Origin of the sequence: Streptomyces albidoflavus (assembly GCF_000719955.1) — a bacterium.
GTDB classification, from domain to species: Bacteria; Actinomycetota; Actinomycetes; order Streptomycetales; family Streptomycetaceae; genus Streptomyces; species Streptomyces albidoflavus.
This window is the reverse complement of the sequence record NZ_JOII01000003.1, coordinates 105,935-123,010: the sequence shown is the minus strand read 5'-3', so window position 1 is coordinate 123,010 and position 17,076 is coordinate 105,935. Positions and strand designations below refer to the sequence as shown.

At 72.7% G+C, this 17,076-nt stretch carries 15 protein-coding genes; 5 read left to right on the top strand and 10 right to left on the bottom strand.

The features are described from left to right. Window positions 1–193: 193 nt before the first annotated feature. The 6 genes from IF45_RS0103920 to IF45_RS0103895 form a co-directional block, all read right to left on the bottom strand. A complete protein-coding gene (locus IF45_RS0103920) occupies window positions 194–1,600 on the bottom strand; it encodes an 8-oxoguanine deaminase (RefSeq protein WP_003951714.1) in 1,407 nt (468 codons plus the stop codon). A 234-nt stretch (window positions 1,601–1,834) separates the two neighbouring features. Then, window positions 1,835–2,806 (bottom strand): factor-independent urate hydroxylase, encoded by a 972-nt coding sequence (pucL, locus tag IF45_RS0103915; protein ID WP_008412274.1) that lies wholly within the window; start codon window positions 2,804–2,806, stop codon window positions 1,835–1,837. A gap of 7 nt (window positions 2,807–2,813) precedes the next feature. Beyond that, window positions 2,814–3,221 (bottom strand): hydroxyisourate hydrolase, encoded by a 408-nt coding sequence (gene uraH, locus IF45_RS0103910; protein ID WP_003951712.1) that lies wholly within the window; start codon window positions 3,219–3,221, stop codon window positions 2,814–2,816. Between the two features lie 12 nt (window positions 3,222–3,233). Further along, window positions 3,234–3,788 (bottom strand): 2-oxo-4-hydroxy-4-carboxy-5-ureidoimidazoline decarboxylase, encoded by a 555-nt coding sequence (gene uraD / locus IF45_RS0103905; protein WP_008412272.1) that lies wholly within the window; start codon window positions 3,786–3,788, stop codon window positions 3,234–3,236. A gap of 197 nt (window positions 3,789–3,985) precedes the next feature. Continuing rightward, window positions 3,986–4,297: a helix-turn-helix domain-containing protein gene (locus IF45_RS0103900; protein ID WP_054099554.1), complete on the bottom strand. Its 312-nt coding sequence runs from the start codon at window positions 4,295–4,297 to the stop codon at window positions 3,986–3,988. An 86-nt stretch (window positions 4,298–4,383) separates the two neighbouring features. After that, window positions 4,384–4,632 (bottom strand): YkoF family thiamine-binding protein, encoded by a 249-nt coding sequence (locus tag IF45_RS0103895; RefSeq protein ID WP_026048217.1) that lies wholly within the window; start codon window positions 4,630–4,632, stop codon window positions 4,384–4,386. Window positions 4,633–4,846: 214 nt separating this feature from the next. Between IF45_RS0103895 and IF45_RS0103890 the strand changes: the two genes are divergently transcribed. The 3 genes from IF45_RS0103890 (at window position 4,847) to IF45_RS0103880 (ending at window position 8,349) form a co-directional block, all read left to right on the top strand. Beyond that, window positions 4,847–5,698, top strand: a complete 852-nt coding sequence (locus IF45_RS0103890) for a TIM barrel protein (RefSeq protein ID WP_030305481.1) — start codon at window positions 4,847–4,849, stop codon at window positions 5,696–5,698. Window positions 5,699–5,741: 43 nt separating this feature from the next. After that, complete coding sequence (locus tag IF45_RS0103885) at window positions 5,742–6,647, top strand: 2-hydroxy-3-oxopropionate reductase (protein WP_030305479.1); 906 nt, start codon at window positions 5,742–5,744, stop codon at window positions 6,645–6,647. 244 nt (window positions 6,648–6,891) lie between these two features. Then, a complete protein-coding gene (locus tag IF45_RS0103880) occupies window positions 6,892–8,349 on the top strand; it encodes a catalase (RefSeq protein WP_018469118.1) in 1,458 nt (485 codons plus the stop codon). Window positions 8,350–8,965: 616 nt separating this feature from the next. Here IF45_RS0103880 and gcl read toward each other — a convergent pair. Beyond that, window positions 8,966–10,747: a glyoxylate carboligase gene (gcl, locus tag IF45_RS0103875; protein WP_008412265.1), complete on the bottom strand. Its 1,782-nt coding sequence runs from the start codon at window positions 10,745–10,747 to the stop codon at window positions 8,966–8,968. Window positions 10,748–10,980: 233 nt separating this feature from the next. Here gcl and IF45_RS0103870 point away from each other — a divergent pair, with 233 nt between their 5' ends. Beyond that, window positions 10,981–11,652, top strand: coding sequence for a hypothetical protein (locus IF45_RS0103870; RefSeq protein WP_030305477.1), 672 nt, complete (start codon window positions 10,981–10,983; stop codon window positions 11,650–11,652). Window positions 11,653–11,715: 63 nt separating this feature from the next. On the opposite strand, the gene IF45_RS0103865 is transcribed toward IF45_RS0103870, so the two are convergent. Both IF45_RS0103865 and IF45_RS0103860 read right to left on the bottom strand, forming a co-directional pair. Continuing rightward, a complete protein-coding gene (locus tag IF45_RS0103865; protein WP_010641111.1) occupies window positions 11,716–13,341 on the bottom strand; it encodes an AMP-binding protein in 1,626 nt (541 codons plus the stop codon). After that, window positions 13,338–15,014, bottom strand: coding sequence for an AMP-binding protein (locus IF45_RS0103860; RefSeq protein WP_008412260.1), 1,677 nt, complete (start codon window positions 15,012–15,014; stop codon window positions 13,338–13,340). Before IF45_RS0103860 ends, IF45_RS0103865 begins: the two co-directional genes overlap by 4 nt. Window positions 15,015–15,227: 213 nt before the next feature. Between IF45_RS0103860 and IF45_RS0103855 the strand changes: the two genes are divergently transcribed. Next, on the top strand, window positions 15,228–16,055 hold the full coding sequence (locus IF45_RS0103855; protein ID WP_003951700.1) for a helix-turn-helix transcriptional regulator: 828 nt from the start codon (window positions 15,228–15,230) through the stop codon (window positions 16,053–16,055). 21 nt (window positions 16,056–16,076) lie between these two features. On the opposite strand, the gene IF45_RS0103850 is transcribed toward IF45_RS0103855, so the two are convergent. Further along, on the bottom strand, window positions 16,077–17,036 hold the full coding sequence (locus tag IF45_RS0103850) for an oxidoreductase (protein WP_030305475.1): 960 nt from the start codon (window positions 17,034–17,036) through the stop codon (window positions 16,077–16,079). Between the last annotated feature and the right edge of the window lie 40 nt (window positions 17,037–17,076).

Here is a 17,076-nt window from a genome sequence, read left to right as displayed (position 1 = left end):
TTTCTCTGTCGTGTTCTTGGTCGTGCGGTGGTGCGCCCAGGTCGTACCGGCCGTGCGGTGGGCGGCGCGGGTCGGTACGGACCGCCCCGGTGGCGTGAGGCGTTGGGCCACGCACCGGGGCGGCGTCCGAGCAGCCCGCTCGGCTGCTCGGACCCCGGCCGGGAACCGTCCCTCCCGGCCGGAGTTCAGGGGGTCAGCCGCCTGCGGCGATCTGCGCCAGGCGCTGGGCCGCCTCCCGCGTGGAGCGGGCGACAGCGTCCTCGTCCACCGTGGTGAGGTGGTTGTCCTCGACGACGGTGCGGCCGCCGACGAGGGAGAGGGTCACGGGGGCCGGTGCGCCGAGGACCAGGGCGGTCACCGGGTCGGCGATGGAGGCGTGTGCGAGGGTGTCCATCCGCCACAGCACCAGGTCGGCGAGTTTGCCCGGCTCCAGTGAGCCTGTCTGGTCGCCGCGGCCGAGGACGCGCGCCCCGCCGTGGGTGCCGAGCCGCAGGGCCTGCCGTGCGGTCAGCGCCGCTTCGCGGTGCGGGCCGAGGCGGTTGATCAGCAGCGCGTTGCGCAGCTCGGTGTGGAGTTCGCCGGACTCGTTGGAGGCGGTGCCGTCCACGCCGAGGCCGACGGGGACACCGGCGGCGAGCAGGTCGGGGACGCGGGCGATGCCGGCGGCGAGGCGGGCGTTGGACGAGGGGCAGTGGGCGACGCCGGTGCCGGTGCGGGCGAAGGCGTCGATGTCGGAGTCGTTCATGTGGACGCAGTGCGCCATCCACACGTCCTCGCCGAGCCAGCCGGTGGAGGCGAAGTAGTCGGTGGGGCCCATGCCGAACAGCTCCTTGCAGAACTGCTCCTCCTCGACGGTCTCCGAGCCGTGCGTGTGCAGGCGGACGCCCTTGCGGCGGGCGAGTTCCGCGCCCTCGCGCATGAGCTCGGTGGAGACGGAGAAGGGCGAGCAGGGCGCCACCGCGATCTGCGTCATCGCGTCGAAGGAGGCGTCGTGGTGCCGGTCGATGGTCTCCTCGGTGGCGGCGAGCGCCCCCTCCAGGCTCTCCACGGCGAAGTCCGGGGGCAGCCCGCCGTCCTTCTCGCCGCGGTCCATGGAGCCGCGCGCCAGGGTGAAGCGGACGCCGGTCTCGGCGGCGGCGCGGATGATCGCGCCGGAGAGGTCGCCCGAGCCGCGCGGGAAGACGTAGTGGTGGTCCATGGCGGTGGTGACGCCGCCGCGGGCCATCATGGCGAGCGAGCCCCGGGCCGCCGCGTAGGTCATCGGCTCGTCGATCCGCGCCCAGGTGGGGTAGAGGGCGACGAGCCAGTTGAAGAGGTTGTGGTCGGTGGCCAGGCCCCGGGTGATCCACTGGTAGAAGTGGTGGTGGGTGTTGACCAGGCCGGGGGTGACCAGGTGCCCGGTGGCGTCGACGCGGCGGGTGACGCCGGTGAGCCCCTCGGGGGCGGAGCCCGCGCCGACCGACTCGATGCGGCCGCCGGCGACGACCACGTGGCCGTGGGCGTACTCGGTGCCGGCCGCGTCGACGGTGGCGATGTAGGCGTTCTCGATGACCAGGCGCTCCGCGCCGTCCGCGGTGCCGGGGGTTGCCGGTGCTGCCATGGTGAGTCCTTTGGCGAGGAGTGGCCGGGTACGGCAGGACCCTGGGAATTTGAGTGCCGGGGCCGGGCGAGGGAGGGGACCCGCGCCCGGGGTGCGCCCCCGGGTGCCGAGAGGGTGGCCGGTGCGGGCGGGCCCCGGTCCGCACGGCGGGGTCCGCCCCGGCCGGCGGGGGGACGGGCGGTGGCGCCGCCCGCTCCCCCTCCGGCCCGGCTGGTGCTCAGAGGTTGGTGCCGGTCAGAGGTTGGTGAGGTCTTCCGGTATGCGCGGCTCGCAGCCGTCGCGCAGCACGGTCGCCTCGATCAGGCCGTAGGGGCGGTCGGCGGCGAAGTAGACCTCGTTGTCGTTCTTGAGGCCGAAGGGCTCCAGGTCGACGAGGAAGTGGTGCTTGTTGGGCAGGGAGAAGCGGACCTCGTCGATCTCCGCGCGGTGGTTGATGATGCGCGCGCCCATCTGGTAGAGCGTCTGCTGCAGGGAGAGCGAGTACGTCTCCGCGAACGCCTCCAGCATGTGCTTCTTGACCTGCTTGTAGGAGGTCTCCCACTGCGGCATGCGCTGCTCGTCGTCGGTCCAGTTGAACCGCCAGCGGGCGGCGACCTGGGTGGCGAGGATGCGGTCGTACGCCTCGGGGAGCGTCGTGTACTTGTCCTTCACGTACCCCCAGAACTCCGAGTTGGTGGAGTTCATGACGACGAGGTCCTTGAGGCCGGAGACGACCTCCCACCGCTCGCCGTCGTAGGTGATCTGGGTGAGGCGGGTCTCCTGGCCCTGGCGGACGAAGGAGTGCTTGACCTCGTCGGCGCCGATGAACTGGGAGTTGGCGTCGGAGGCGGGGATGCGCTCCCAGGCGTACTCCTCGATGCGGATGCGCGCCTGGTGGATGGGCTCCTGGCTGGTGACGAAGTGGCGGGCCAGGTGGATGCCGAACTGCTCGGCCGACTCGATGCCGTGTTCCTTGGCGAAGGCGAACACCGTGTTCTTGGTGGTGTCGGTCGGCAGGACGTTGGCGTTGGAGCCGGAGTAGTGGACCTCCTCCATGTCGCCGGAGAGGGCGACGGAGACGTTGAGGTCCTTGATGTGGTGGGTCGCGCCCTCGCGGGTGATCTTGACGACGCGGTTCTCGGCCTTGCCGTACTGGTTCTGGCCGAGCATCACCGGGCGGCTGGAGCGGGAAGCGGCCGGGCGGCCGGGCTGGGGTCGGACGGTCATCTGTCTGCTAGCTCCCTCGGTAAACGGAGTAGCCGAACGGGTTGAGCAGCAGCGGTACGTGGTAGTGCTCGCCCGGCGAGACGGCGAAGGTGATCGCCACCTCGGGGAAGAACGCACCGCTGTCCCTTACGCGGGGGGCGTCCTGCTGCGCCTCGGCTTGCTTCTTCGGTTCTGTGCCGTCGGCCGCGAAGTACGCCTCGGTGTCGAAGTCGAGCCGTACGTGGGCCGTCTCCGCCGGCAGCGCCGGCAGGTCCTTGCAGCGCCCGTCCGCGTCGGTACGGGAGGCGCCGAGCTCCGCCCAGGGCGCCCCGGCGCCGGTCCGCGCGCTCAGGGTGACGCGCACCCCTTCGGCGGGCCGGCCGATGCTGGTGTCCAGGATGTGGGTGGACACCGAGGCGGTGGTGTCGGTGCTCATGCGTGCTCCTCCTCAGGCGGGCGCGTCCGCGGCCGGCTCCGCCAGGAGGCGGCCGAGCCGGATGCGGTTGATCTTGACCAGTTCGGTACGGGCGTTCTCCCGCTCGCGCTCCGGCGGGTTCTCCAGGCGGGCGGCGAGCGCGTCGCGCAGCTGCTTCCCGTCGAGGCCGGTGGCGCAGATCAGGAAGACGTGGCCGAACCGCTCCTGGTAGGCGAGGTTCATCTCCAGCATCTCGGCCTTGAGCCCCTCGTCGGCGTCGGCCATGCCGCGCTGCTCCCGCGAGGAGGTGGGGTCGCCCGGCTTGGGGCGGCCGATCGGCGGGTGGCCGGCCATCGCCTCGTCGAGGCCCTTCGCGTCGAGCTCGGCCAGGGCGGCGTCGCTCGCGGCGTAGAGGGCTTCGGGGGTGGCGTAGGGGCGGCCCTCGGCGAGGGCGGCGGCCCAGTCGCGGGCCGCGCAGACCTCGGTGAGGACGGTGGCGGCGGCTTCGCGGGGCAGGGTGTTGAACCGGGTGAGGCCCGCGCTGTCCTGGGACGATGCCCCGGACGCAGGCGGCGAACTCGTAGTCACGGGAGCCTCCGTGGCCTTGTGCTGGACGGGCTGCGGATAGCTAACGCCGTCCACGAGTCGGCGTCAACACTTTGTTGAAACAATGCTGTGAACTCATTTTCACGCTCCCGAACGCCACCGGCCACGCAAAAGCCGCCGTCCGGACAGCGGACGGCGGCGGATGTTGCGGGGTGCGCGGGCGTGCTCGCGGCGCTTTTTCAGCGGCCTTCGGAGCGGTTCAGATAGTTGTAGACGGTGAAGCGGGACACCCCCAGGGCGCCCGCCACCGTCTCCACGCCATGGCGGACGGAGAAGGCGCCGCGGGCCTCCAGCGAGCGGACGACGGCCTGCTTGGTCTTGCGGTCGAGTTCCGCGAGGGGGCGGCCGTGCTTGCGCTCCAGGGCGGCGAGGATCTGGTCGAGGGAGTCGCTGAGCTGCGGCAGGCGCACGGCGACGACCTCGCGCCCCTCCCAGGAGAGGACCACGTCCTCCTCGCCGGCCCGGGCGGGCGGCAGCAGCTCGCCGCCCATCGCGTCGACCAGCGGCTTGACGGCGTCCACGAACGGTCCGCCCACAACCGCCTCCCCCACCACCGGCCCGGCCGGCCCGTCCGCGCTCACCGGTCGCCCTCGATGACGTTGACCTGGAGGGAGACGCGGGTGGCGCCGGAGGCGAGCGCCTGACGGAGGAGGGCGTCGACGGCGCCGAGGACCTGGTCGGCGCCGCCCTCGGCGGTGTTGCCGAACGGACCGACGTCCACCGCGTCGAGGTCGGCCGAGGAGATCACCTCGCGGGCGACCAGCGCGTGCGGGGGCGCCTCGTCCAGGTCGAACGGTTCCGTGGTGAATTCCACTCGCAATCGCATGGCGCCCCTGTTCGCTGTTCTGTCGCGACCCGGCTGTTTTCTCCTCGCACCCGGCCGCCGCCCCGACCCTAACGGACCGGGACCGGGGCCGGGTTCCGGCGCGGTGAACGCCCGGACGGGGGCGCGACCCTCTTGACAGCCGCCGAAACATGAAGGCAATCTTCCGTTGAGCAGAAACATACTTCCGCAATACGGAAGGAGCATCGGTCTCCCCATGGGCTACGCCAATCAGCGGTTCGATGTGAACCTCTCGATCCTCTTCACCGAACTGCCGCTCCTGGAGCGTCCCGCCGCAGCGGCGGCGGCCGGCTTCAGCGCGGTCGAGCTGTGGTGGCCCTGGGTGGCCACCCCCACTCCCCCGCAGGACGAACTCGACGCCCTGGCCGCGTCACTGAAGGACGCGGGCACCCAGCTCGTCGGCCTCAACTTCTACGCCGGAGAGCTGCCGGGCCCGGACCGGGGCGCGCTCTCGGTCCCCGGCGAGGAGTCCGAGCGCTTCCGCGCCAACCTCGACGTGGCGACCCGCTTCGCGGAGTCCACCGGCTGCACCGCGCTCAACGCGCTCTACGGCAACCGCGTCGAGGGCACCGACCCGGCCGCACAGGACGAACTCGCCCTGGAGAACCTGGTCCTGGCCGCCCGCGCCGCCGACCGGATCGGCGCGAAGCTCCTGCTGGAGGCGCTCAACCAGCCCGAGTCACCCCGCTACCCGCTGCTCGGCGCCGCCGAGACCGTCGCACTCGCCGACCGGGTCAACGAGGCGAGCGGCCTGGCCAACGCCACCTTCCTGATGGACCTGTACCACCTGTCCATGAACGGCCTGTCCACCGAGGACCTGTACGCCGTCATCGACACCCACGCGGCCCGCACCGGCCACGTCCAGATCGCCGACAACCCCGGCCGGGGCGCCCCCGGCACCGGCTCGCTCCCGCTGGAGGCGCTGCTGGACCGCCTGCACGCCGCCGGATACACCGGCTGGACCGGCCTGGAGTACAAGCCCGGCGACCGCCCGAGCGCCGACGCCTTCGCCTGGCTCCCCGCCGGCCTGCGCGCCGCCCGCTCCTGAGCCGGCCCCGTCCGGCCCGCCCCGACCCCGAGAGAGGCACCCGATGAGCAAGACCGCCGACACCGCCCGCCCGTCGATCGCCTGGATCGGCCTCGGCATCATGGGCTCCCCGATGTCCGAGAACCTGATCAAGGCCGGGTACGCCGTCACCGGCTACACGCTGGAGCAGGAGAAGCTCGACCGGCTCACCGCCGCCGGCGGCACGGCCGCCGCCTCCATCGCCGAGGCGGTGCGCGAGGCGGACATCGTCATCACGATGGTCCCCGCCTCCCCGCAGGTCGAGGCGATCGCCTACGGCCCGGACGGCATCCTCGCCCACGCCAAGCGCGGTGCCCTGCTGATCGACATGTCCTCGATCACCCCGCAGACCTCGATCGATCTGGCCAAGGCCGCCGAGGAGAAGGGCGTCCGCGTCCTGGACGCGCCGGTCTCCGGCGGCGAGACCGGGGCGGTGGAGGCGGTGCTCTCCATCATGGTCGGCGGCCAGCAGGCCGACTTCGACGAGGCCCGGCCCGTCTTCGAGGCGCTGGGCAAGACCATCGTGCTCTGCGGTCCGCACGGCTCGGGCCAGACCGTCAAGGCCGCCAACCAGCTGATCGTCGCCGTCAACATCCAGGCGTGCGCCGAGGCCGTGGTCTTCCTGGAGAAGTCCGGCGTGGACCTGGGCGCGGCGCTCGACGTGCTCGGCGGCGGGCTGGCCGGCTCGACCGTGCTGGCCCGCAAGAAGGACAACTTCCTGCGCCGCGACTTCGCCCCGGGGTTCCGGATCGACCTGCACCACAAGGACATGGGCATCGTCACCGACGCCGCCCGCACCGTCGGCGCGGCCCTGCCCGTCGGCTCGGCCGTCGCCCAGCTCGTCGCCTCGCTGCGGGCGCAGGGCGACGGCGGCCTCGACCACTCGGCGCTGCTCCGCGGCGTCGAGCGCCTCTCCGGCGGCCAGGTCTGATCCTGCCGCCGGAGGCCCGGACCGCACGGTCCGGCCCCTGAACGTCCGGGTGGTGCCGTCGCTGACACCTGTCCTGTCGCGCCCAGGCGGCGGCACCGCCCGGATGACCCCTTGCCTGCTGATTCACCCCACCCGCCGATTCAACAAACTGTTGACGTTCGGTTCCGCCGAACCTACGCTCCACGCAACGCTCCACCCAGCGGAAGAGTTTTTCCGTAGTTGCTCACCCGTACGGAAGGTCCCCATGTCGAAGCGTGTGCTCACGACCGAGTCGGGCGCTCCTGTCGCCGACAACCAGAACTCCGCCAGCGCCGGCGTCGGCGGTCCCCTCCTCCTCCAGGACCAGCACCTCCTGGAGAAGCTGGCACGCTTCAACCGGGAGCGCATCCCGGAGCGCGTCGTGCACGCCCGCGGCTCCGGCGCGTACGGCCACTTCACCGTCACCGACGACGTCTCCGACCTGACGAGCGCGGCGTTCCTGAACACCGTCGGCAAGCGGACCGAGCTGTTCACCCGGTTCTCCACCGTCGCCGACAACCTCGGCGGCGCCGACGCCGTCCGCGACCCGCGCGGCTTCGCGGTGAAGTTCTACACCGAGGAGGGCAACTACGACCTCGTCGGCAACAACACGCCGGTCTTCTTCATCAAGGACCCGCTGAAGTTCCCCGACTTCATCCACTCGCAGAAGCGCGACCCGTTCACCGGCAAGCAGGAGCCGGACAACGTCTGGGACTTCTGGGCGCACGCCCCCGAGGCCACCCACCAGGTCACCTGGCTCATGGGCGACCGGGGCATCCCCGCCTCGTACCGGCACATGAACGGCTACGGCTCGCACACCTACCAGTGGACCAACGCCGCGGGCGACGCCTTCTTCGTGAAGTACCACTTCAAGACCAACCAGGGCATCCGCTCGCTCTCCGCCGAGCAGGGCCAGGAACTGGCCGGCAAGGACGCCAACTCGCACCAGACGGACCTGCTCCAGGCCATCGAGCGCGGCGTCCACCCGTCCTGGACGCTCTACGTCCAGGTGATGCCGGCCGCCGAGGCCGACGGCTACCGCTTCAACCCGTTCGACCTGACGAAGGTCTGGCCGCACGCCGACTACCCGCTGCGCCGCGTCGGCCGCCTGGTCCTGGACCGGAACCCGGACAACGTCTTCGCCGAGGTCGAACAGGCCGCCTTCTCCCCCAACAACTTCGTGCCCGGCATCGGCCCCTCGCCCGACAAGATGCTCCAGGGCCGCCTCTTCGCCTACGCCGACGCGCACCGCTACCGGCTCGGCGTCAACCACACCCAGCTCGCGGTCAACGCGCCGCGCGCCACCACCGCCGACAACTACGGCCGGGACGGCCTGATGGCCGCCAACGCCCAGCCGCGCGGCGAGAAGAACTACGAGCCCAACTCGTACGGCGGCCCGGCCGAGACCGGCACCCCGCTCTCCGCGCCGCTCGCCGTCCACGGCCACACCGGGACCCACGAGGCCCCGGCCCACTCCAAGGACGACCACTTCTTCCAGGCCGGCGAGTTGTACCGGCTGATGTCCGAGGAGGAGCGCGCCCGGCTGGTCGCCAACATCGCCGGCGGCCTCTCCCAGGTCTCCCGCGAGGACGTGATCGAGAAGAACCTCGCCCACTTCCACGCCGCCGACCCCGAGTACGGCAAGCGCGTCGAAGCCGCCGTGCAGGCCCTGCGCGAAGGCTGACCAACCCCCGAACCACGCTCCGCGGCAGCCGGGGAGGCCGTCCCCGGAGCGTGCCCCGCGCCCGCCGGACCCGATGAGGGGTCGACCGGCGGGCGCGGGCCCCAGTCCGCCCTTCCGCCCGGCCCTCACCGGCCGCGCGCCAGGGCCCGTACGACCGCGGCGGCGACGAGCCAGTGCGGTGGTCAACGCGCTCCGGTGCGCGCACCCGGCCCTGAGGGAGCCGCACCGGAACGCGATCGCCGCCGCCGCGGTCGGGCTTCTCCCCGCAGGGGAGCACCTGGGCCCCGGACGCCGTACGCGTCCGGGGCCCTTTCGTGCTGCCGACGAACCGCACCTCGGTGTGAGTGGCGGAGGGAGCGTCCAGCGGTTCCTCGCGCAGGGCCTCGGCCGCCGTGGCACCGCCACCCGAGTGCCCGCACATCCCGACGCGCTCCAGGTCCAGCGCCCTGCCCAGCCCTTCGGGCAGCCCGCGCCCAGTCGCCGGCCGATCGAGGACACCCCCACCCAGCCCGTCCGGTGCTTGAGGACACCCTTCAAGCCCGTCCGGCGCTTGAGGACATCAGTAAGGGGGGCGGCCACCCAACGGCACCGCCCCCCAAGAAAAGCCCCGCAGGGGTTACCCCTTGAGCGTCCGCACAGCGGTGGGCGCATGCCCCGGCTCCGTCGCGAGTTCCTCGAACTCGCTGACCTTGTCGATGTCACTGCCGCTCATCGCGATGTTGGTGACCCGCTCCAGGACGGCCTCGACCACGACCGGCACCCGGAACTCCTCGGCCAGCTTGCGGGCTTCGGCGAACGCCCCGGCGAGGTCGGCGGGGTCGGTGACGCGCAGCGCCTTGCAGCCCAGCCCCTCGGCGACCTTGACGTGGTCGACGCCGTAGACGCCGAGTTCGGGCGCGTTGATGTTCTCGAACTCCAGGTTGACCTGGAAGTCGATGTCGAAGTTCCGCTGCGCCTGCCGGATGAGGCCCAGGTAGGCGTTGTTGACCAGGACATGGACGTAGGGGATGCGGTGCTGGGCGCCGACGGCCAGCTCCTCGATCATGAACTGGAAGTCGTAGTCGCCGGAGAGTGCGACCACCGGCGTCGTGGGGTCGGCGACGGCGACGCCGAGCGCGGCCGGGACGGTCCAGCCGAGCGGGCCGGCCTGGCCGCAGTTGATCCAGTGGCGGGGCCGGTAGACGTGGAGCATCTGGGCGCCGGCGATCTGGGAGAGGCCGATGGTGGAGACGTACCGGGTCTCCGGTCCGAAGGCGCGGTTCATCTCCTCGTAGACCCGCTGCGGCTTGATCGGGATGTCCTCGAAGTGGGTGCGGCGCTGGAGGGTGGCGCGGCGCTCCTGGGCGGACTCGGCCCAGGCGGAGCGGTCGGGCAGGGTGCCGGCGTCGCGCTGCTCGCGGGCGAGTTCGACGAAGAGTTCCAGGGCGGCGCGGGCGTCGGAGGCGATGCCGTAGTCCGGGGCGAAGACCCGGCCGATCTGGGTGGGTGCGATGTCGACGTGGACGAAGGTGCGGCCCTCGGTGTACACGTCGAGGCCGCCGGTGTGGCGGTTGGCCCAGCGGTTGCCGATACCGAGGACGAAGTCGGACTCCAGGAAGGTCGCGTTGCCGTAGCGGTGCGAGGTCTGGAGGCCGACCATGCCCGCGTTGAGCGGGTGGTCGTCGGGGAGGGTGCCCCAGCCCATCAGGGTGGGGACCACGGGGACGCCGGTCAGCTCGGCGAACTCGGTGAGCAGATCCGAGGCGTCGGCGTTGATGACGCCGCCGCCCGCGACGATCAGCGGGCGCTCGGACGCCTGGAGCATGGCGAGCGCCTTGGCGGCCTGCGCGCGGGTGGCGGCGGGCTTGTAGACGGGCAGCGGCTCGTAGGTCTCCGGGTCGAACTCGATCTCGGCGAGCTGCACGTCGAGCGGGAGGTCGACCAGGACCGGACCGGGGCGGCCGGAGCGCATCAGGTGGAACGCCTGCTGGAGGACGCCGGGGACCTGGGCCGGTTCCAGGACGGTGACGGCCATCTTGGTGACGGGTCCGGCGATGGCGGCGATGTCGACCGCCTGGAAGTCCTCCTTGTGCAGGCGGGCGGTGGGCGCCTGCCCGGTGATGCAGAGGATCGGGATGGAGTCGCCGGAGGCGGAGTACAGCCCGGTGATCATGTCGGTGCCGGCCGGGCCGGAGGTGCCGACGCAGACCCCGATGTTGCCGGGGTGGGTGCGGGTGTACCCCTCGGCCATGTGGGAGGCGCCCTCGACGTGCCGGGCCAGCGTGTGCTGGATGCCGCCGGACGCCTTGAGCGCGGCGTAGAAGGGGTTGATGGCCGCGCCCGGCACGCCGAACGCGCGGCTGACGCCTTCGCGCTTGAGGATCTCGACTGCCGCACGGGCAGCGGTCATACGAGCCATGGAGGTCTCCTGGTTCGACGGCGGCCCCGGTTCCCGTCGCGCCCGCCGGTCGCCGGGTGCCGCATCAGCTCTCCGTACCGGGGCCGGGCCGACCCGGCCCGACGAAGCACTTTCACGATACGGAATACTGATTCTGTGATGTGGAATCAATCTAGATTCACGATTCCCGCAGCGTCAAGAGGAGGGCGTGGGGGACGATGGGCCGCCGGCCGACTCGGCGAGGGGAGCCCGTGATGCCCGACCGCGTTCCGGTGCGCTGCCCGGTCTGCCGCCGCGACCACCAGTACGAGCCGGCCGCGTACCCGTGCCGGTGCGGCGCGGCCGTGGTGGCGCCCCCGGCGCTCGGCGCGCCCGCCCGGCAACTGGTCCACCGGGTCTGGGAGGACTCCTGGATCACCGTGCGGTGCGGGGCGTGCGGGCGGCAGGGCCGCTGGCCGCAGCCCGAACTGGACTGCTGCTGCGGGGCGGTGCTGGCGCTGCCGGTGCTCTCCGTGCCGCAGGCGGCCGGGCGCGGGGAGCCGGAGGCGGCCCGGCAGGGCTCTTCGCCCGCCTGGGACCCGGTGGCGCTGGCGGTGCACTGGCTGGAGCGGCTGGGCCACCGCGAGGTGCGGCGGATGGAGCGGCGCGGGGCCAGCGCGGTGGGGCTGCGGGCGAGCGGCGTGCTGGCCGAGGTCGAGACGGCGGCACGGCCGGTCGGGGCCCGGGCGGTGGAGTGCCTGTGGCTGAGCGGGCTGGCGGCGGGGCTGCCGGCGGTGCACTTCGCGCGGGCCGGCTACACGGCGGGGGCGAAGGAGCGGGCCGAGGGGATCGGGCTGGCCCTCTTCGCCCTCGACGCGAGCGGCGCGGCCCGCCCGGTCAGCGGGGCGGCCGGGGAGCTGGTCCGGGGCGCGGGCGGCGGGGCGTGAGCGGGCCCCGGACGTGGGCGGGGAGGAGCCGCGCGTCCGGGGCCGGTCGGAGCGGGGCGTGGGTCAGCGGCCGTAGCGCTCGCGGAGTTCGATCTTGCGGACCTTGCCGCTGACCGTCATGGGGAAGGCGTCGAGGAGCTGGAGGCGGCTGGGGACCTTGTAGTGGGCGAGGCGGTCGCGGCAGAAGGCGCGCAGCTCCTCCAGGGTGAGCGGCCCGGCGTTCTGCTTCGGGATCACGCAGGCCAGCACCTCCTCCCCGTACTTCCCGTCCGGCACGCCGACCACCTGCACGTCGGCGATCTTCGGGTGGGTGTACAGGAACTCCTCGATCTCCCTGGGGTATATGTTCTCCCCGCCCCGGATGATCATGTCCTTGATGCGGCCGACGATCTCCACGTACCCGTCCCGGCGGAGGACGGCGAGGTCGCCGGTGTGCATCCAGCCCGCCGGGTCGACGGCCTCGGCGGTGCGCTCGGGCTCCTCCCAGTAGCCGAGCATCACCGAGTAGCCGCGGGTGCAGAGTTCGCCGGCCTCGCCGCGCTCCACGGTGATGCCGGTGCCCGGGTCGACGACCTTGACCTCCAGGTGCGGCAGGACGCGGCCGACGGTGCCGGTGCGGTGGGCGAGGCTGTCGTCGCGGCGGGTCTGGGTGGAGACCGGGGAGGTCTCGGTCATGCCGTAGCAGATGGAGACCTCGGCCATGTGCATCTCGGCGACGACGCGCTTCATGACCTCCTCGGGGCAGGGCGAGCCGGCCATGATGCCGGTGCGCAGGGAGGTCAGGTCGTAGGAGGCGAAGTCGGCGAGGTTCAGTTCTCCTATGAACATGGTGGGGACGCCGTAGAGCGAGGTGCAGCGCTCCTGGGCGACGGCGGTGAGGGTGGTGACCGGGTCGAAGACGGGGCCCGGGATGACGATGCAGGCGCCGTGGGTGGTGGCCGCGATGTTGCCCATGACCATGCCGAAGCAGTGGTAGAAGGGGACGGGCAGGCAGATGCGGTCCTGCTCGGTGTAGCCGACGTTCTCGCCGACGAAGTAGCCGTTGTTGAGGATGTTGTGGTGCGAGAGGGTGGCGCCCTTGGGGAAGCCGGTGGTGCCCGAGGTGTACTGGATGTTGATGGGGTCGTCGCAGCTCAGCTCCGCCTCGCGGGCGGCGAGGGCGTCCGGCGGGCAGGCGTCGGCGGCGGCGAGCAGCGCCGTCCAGCTCTCCTCGCCGAGGTAGGCGGTCTCGCGCAGCGCGGGACACTCCTCGCGGACCTCGTTGACCAGGGCGCGGAAGTCGTTGGTGCGGTGGCCGGGGGTGGCGACGAGCAGGCCGGTGCCGGACTGGCGCAGCACATAGGCGAGTTCGTGGGCACGGTAGGCCGGGTTGATGTTGACCATGATCGCGCCGATCCGCGCGGTCGCGTACTGGACGAGGACCCACTCGGGGCAGTTGGTGGCCCAGATGCCGACCCGGTCGCCCTTGAGGACGCCCCGGGCGAGCAGGGCGCGGGCGAGCCGCTCGACGTCCTCGGCAAAGCGGGCGTACGTCCAGCGGCGGCCGGAGGCCACGTCGACGAGGGCCTCGCGGTCGGGGTGGGCGGCGACGGTGCGGGCGAGGGAGGCGCCGATGGTGTCGGGCAGCAGCGGGGTGGCGGAGGTGCCGTGGGCGTAGCTCAGGGCGGAGCGGGGCGCGGGGACGGTCATCGGTACTCCTCCTCCCGGTACTCGGCGTCCGAGCCGGCTTCGGTGGCGGCCCGCAGTTCGACGCGGCGGATCTTGCCGGAGACGGTCTTGGGCAGCTCGCCGAACTCCAGCCGCCGCAGCCGCTTGTAGGGCGCGAGGACGGCCCGGGAGTGCTCGAAGAGCAGCTTGGCGGTGTCGGGGCCCGGCTCCCAGCCGGCGGCGAGGACGACGTACGCCTTGGGGACGGCGAGCCGCAGCGGGTCGGGGGCGGGGACGACGGCGGCCTCGGCGACCGCCTCGTGTTCGAGGAGGGCGCTCTCCAGTTCGAAGGGGCTGATCTTGTAGTCGGAGGCTTTGAAGACGTCGTCGCTGCGGCCGACGTAGGTGAGGTAGCCGTCGGCGTCGCGGGCGCCGATGTCGCCGGTGCGGTAGTAGCCGCCGGCCATCGCCTCGGCGGTGCGCTCCGGGTCGCCGCGGTAGCCGGTCATCAGGCCGACCGGGCGGTCGGCGAGGTCGAGGGCGATCTCGCCCTCCTCGGCGCCGGGTTCGCCGGTGACCGGGTCGAGGAGGGTGACGGTGTAGCCGGGACTGGGGCGGCCCATCGAGCCGGTCTTCAGGTGCTGGCCTGGGGTGTTGGCGACCTGGACGGCCGTCTCGGTCTGGCCGAAGCCGTCGCGGATGGTCACGCCCCAGGCCCGGCGGACCTGTTCGATGACCTCGGGGTTGAGGGGCTCGCCGGCGGCCAGGGCCTCGCGGGGCGGGGTGGCGAGGCGGGTCAGGTCGGCCTGGATGAGCATGCGCCAGACGGTCGGCGGGGCGCAGAAGGTGGTGACGCCGGCCCGCTCCATCTCGCCGAGCAGCCGTTCGGCGTCGAAGCGGGTGTAGTTGTGGAGGAAGACGGTGGCCTCGGCGTTCCACGGGGCGAAGAGGTTGGACCAGGCGTGCTTGGCCCAGCCGGGCGAGGAGATGTTGAGGTGGACGTCGCCGGGGCGCAGCCCGGTCCAGTACATGGTGGCGAGGTGGCCCACCGGGTACGACACATGGGTGTGCTCGACCAGTTTGGGGCGGGCGGTGGTGCCGGAGGTGAAGTACAGCATCAGCGGGTCGCCGGGGTCGGTCGGCCCGTCCGGGGTGAACGCGGCGGGCGCCCCGGCGGCTTCGGCGTACGACAGCCAGCCCTCGGCCGGGCCGCCCACGGCGACGCGGGTGTAACCCCCGGGTACGTCGGTGAACTTCGGCGTGTCCTCCGTACGGGCGATCACGTGCCGCACTCCCCCGCGCTCCACCCGGTCGCGGAGGTCGGCGGGGCCGAGCAGCGGCGTGGCCGGGATGACGACGGCACGGAGCTTCATCGCGGCGAGCGCGGTCTCCCAGAGTTCGGCCTGGTTGCCGAGCATCACCAGGACGCGGTCACCGGCGGCGACACCCAGTCCGCGCAGCCAGTTGGCGGTCCGCGAGGAGCGCTCGGCCATGGCGGCGAAGCTCACCCGGGTCTCGGTACCGTCCTCCTCGACGATGTGCAGGGCGGTCCGGTCGTTCCCCTCGGCGACGGCGTCGAACCAGTCGAGGGCCCAGTTGAACCGCTCGGGCCTCGGCCACCGGAAACCGGCGTACGCCGTCTCGTAGTCGGTACGGTGCCGTAGCAGGAAGTCCCGGGCCTCGCGGAACTGTTCGGTGGCACTGGTTGCCGCCATGTGTCCTCCTCATTGCCGGACCACTGCCTACCATCGTCTAATTCGTGATGCAGGTCTCACCACCCCCGGACGGGGGTACGGACGGACCGTGCCCGATCGTCCGGGACCGGGGCGAGCGGGGGCGAAGGGGCAGGAAGGAGCACGGATGTGACGACGGGCGGACAGGATCGCCCACGCGGGCGGGCGCGTGGCGGCGATCTCGAAGGGGCCGAGATGCGGGAGGCGCTGGCCCGGCTGCGGCGCGCCACCGGCCTGCCGATCGCCTTCGGCGGGCTGATCGAGGGGCGCCATCAGGTGCGGATCGCGGAGCTGAGCGGTACGGGCACCACCGCTCTGCGCGGCCTCAACGTCTCCTCCGGCAACGGCCTGGGCGGCAAGGCCGTCGCCCTCACCCGCCCGTGCGCGGTCACCGACTACCGCGCCTCACGCCGGATCAGCCACGAGTACGACGCGGCGGTCGCCGCCGAGGGCCTGCGCTCCGTCCTCGCCGTCCCCGTCGTCGTCCACCGCCACGTCCGGGGCGTGCTCTACGGGGCGCTGCGCGCGCCCACCCCGGTCGGCGACCGGACCCTGTCGGCGGCGGTGGCGGCCGCCCGCGACATCGAACAGGCCCTGGTGGCCCGCGAGGAGGCGGCCCACCTGCTCTCCCGGGCCGGGGAACCGCCCCGGACCTCCTCGCCCGCGGCGTGGGAGGAGGTCCGGGAGATCCACGGCGAGCTGCGCACCCTGGCGGGCCGCCTCCCGGATCCGGCGCTGCGCGCCGAACTCCTGGCCGCCTGCACCCGGCTGGCCCGCGCCGGTCAGCCGGGGGCGGTGGCGCCGCCGGGGGCGCCGAAGCTGCCGCCCACCGTGCTGACCCCGCGCGAGGTGGACGTCCTGGTCTGCGTGGCGGGCGGGGCGACCAACGCGGCGGTGGCCGGGCGGCTCGGGGTGCGGCCGGAGACGGTCAAGGGGTACTTGCGCTCGGCGATGCGCAAGCTGGGCGCCCACACACGGCTGGAGGCGGTGGTGGCGGCGCGGCGGCAGGGGCTGCTGCCCTGAGGTACGCGGGGCGGGCCGGCGTCACCTCGCCCCCTGGAACGCGTACCGCACCCCGGTCAGTTCCTCCGAGACCGACCAGAGCCGGCGGCCGGCCTCGGGGTCGGTGACCCGGGGGATCAGCTCCACCTGCTTCGGCGCTCCGCGCAACTCGCCCAGGCCGTCCGGGCCGATGAACCGGCCGCTCTCCGCCTCCGGCGCCGTCGCCGCGTACAGCTGCGGGAGAGCGCCCTGTTCCGGGGGCTGGGCGACGGGCCGGAGGAGCCGGCCGAAGACCAGCTTCACCAGGCCGAAGGTGCCGCTCGTCGAGAGGCCGGTGGCGCTGTAGCCGGGGTGGGCGAGCAGGCTGCGCACGGGACTGCGGGCCTCGCCCAGCCGCCGGTGCAGCTCGTACCCGAAGACGGCGTTGGCCAGCTTCGACCGGTTGTAGAAGCCCATGGGGGCGTACGCGCGCTCGCCGGAGAGGTCGTCGAAGTCCAGGCGCCCCTGGCGGTGGTTGAGGGAACTCACCGTGACCACGCGGGGGTCCTCGCCCGCGGCCAGCAGGTCGAGCAGCAGCCCGGTGAGGGCGAAGTGGCCCAGGTGGTTGGCGGCGAACTGCACCTCGTGGCCCTGGGCGCTGAGGGTGCGGGGCGGCGCCATGACACCGGCGTTGTTGACGAGGACGTCCAGCCGGGCGTGGGCGGCGCGTAATCCGTCGGCGAAGCCGCAGACCGCGTCGAGGTCCGCCAGGTCGAGGCGGCGCACCTCCGGGCGGGCGTCCGGCGACTCGGCGCTGATCAGCCCGGCCGCGCGATGCCCCTTGGCCTCGTCGCGCACGGCGAGGATCACGTGCGCGCCCTTGCGGGCCAGCGCACGGGCGGTCTCCAGGCCGAGACCGCTGTTGGCCCCGGTCACCACGGCCACCCGGCCGCTCTGGTCCGGGACTTGTTCGGCACTCCACTTCTGCGAAGGTCTCTTCATGTGGCGCATGCTGTCGCGCATGACACTTGGTGTCAAGGTGCGCCTGAGTGCCACCGACGGC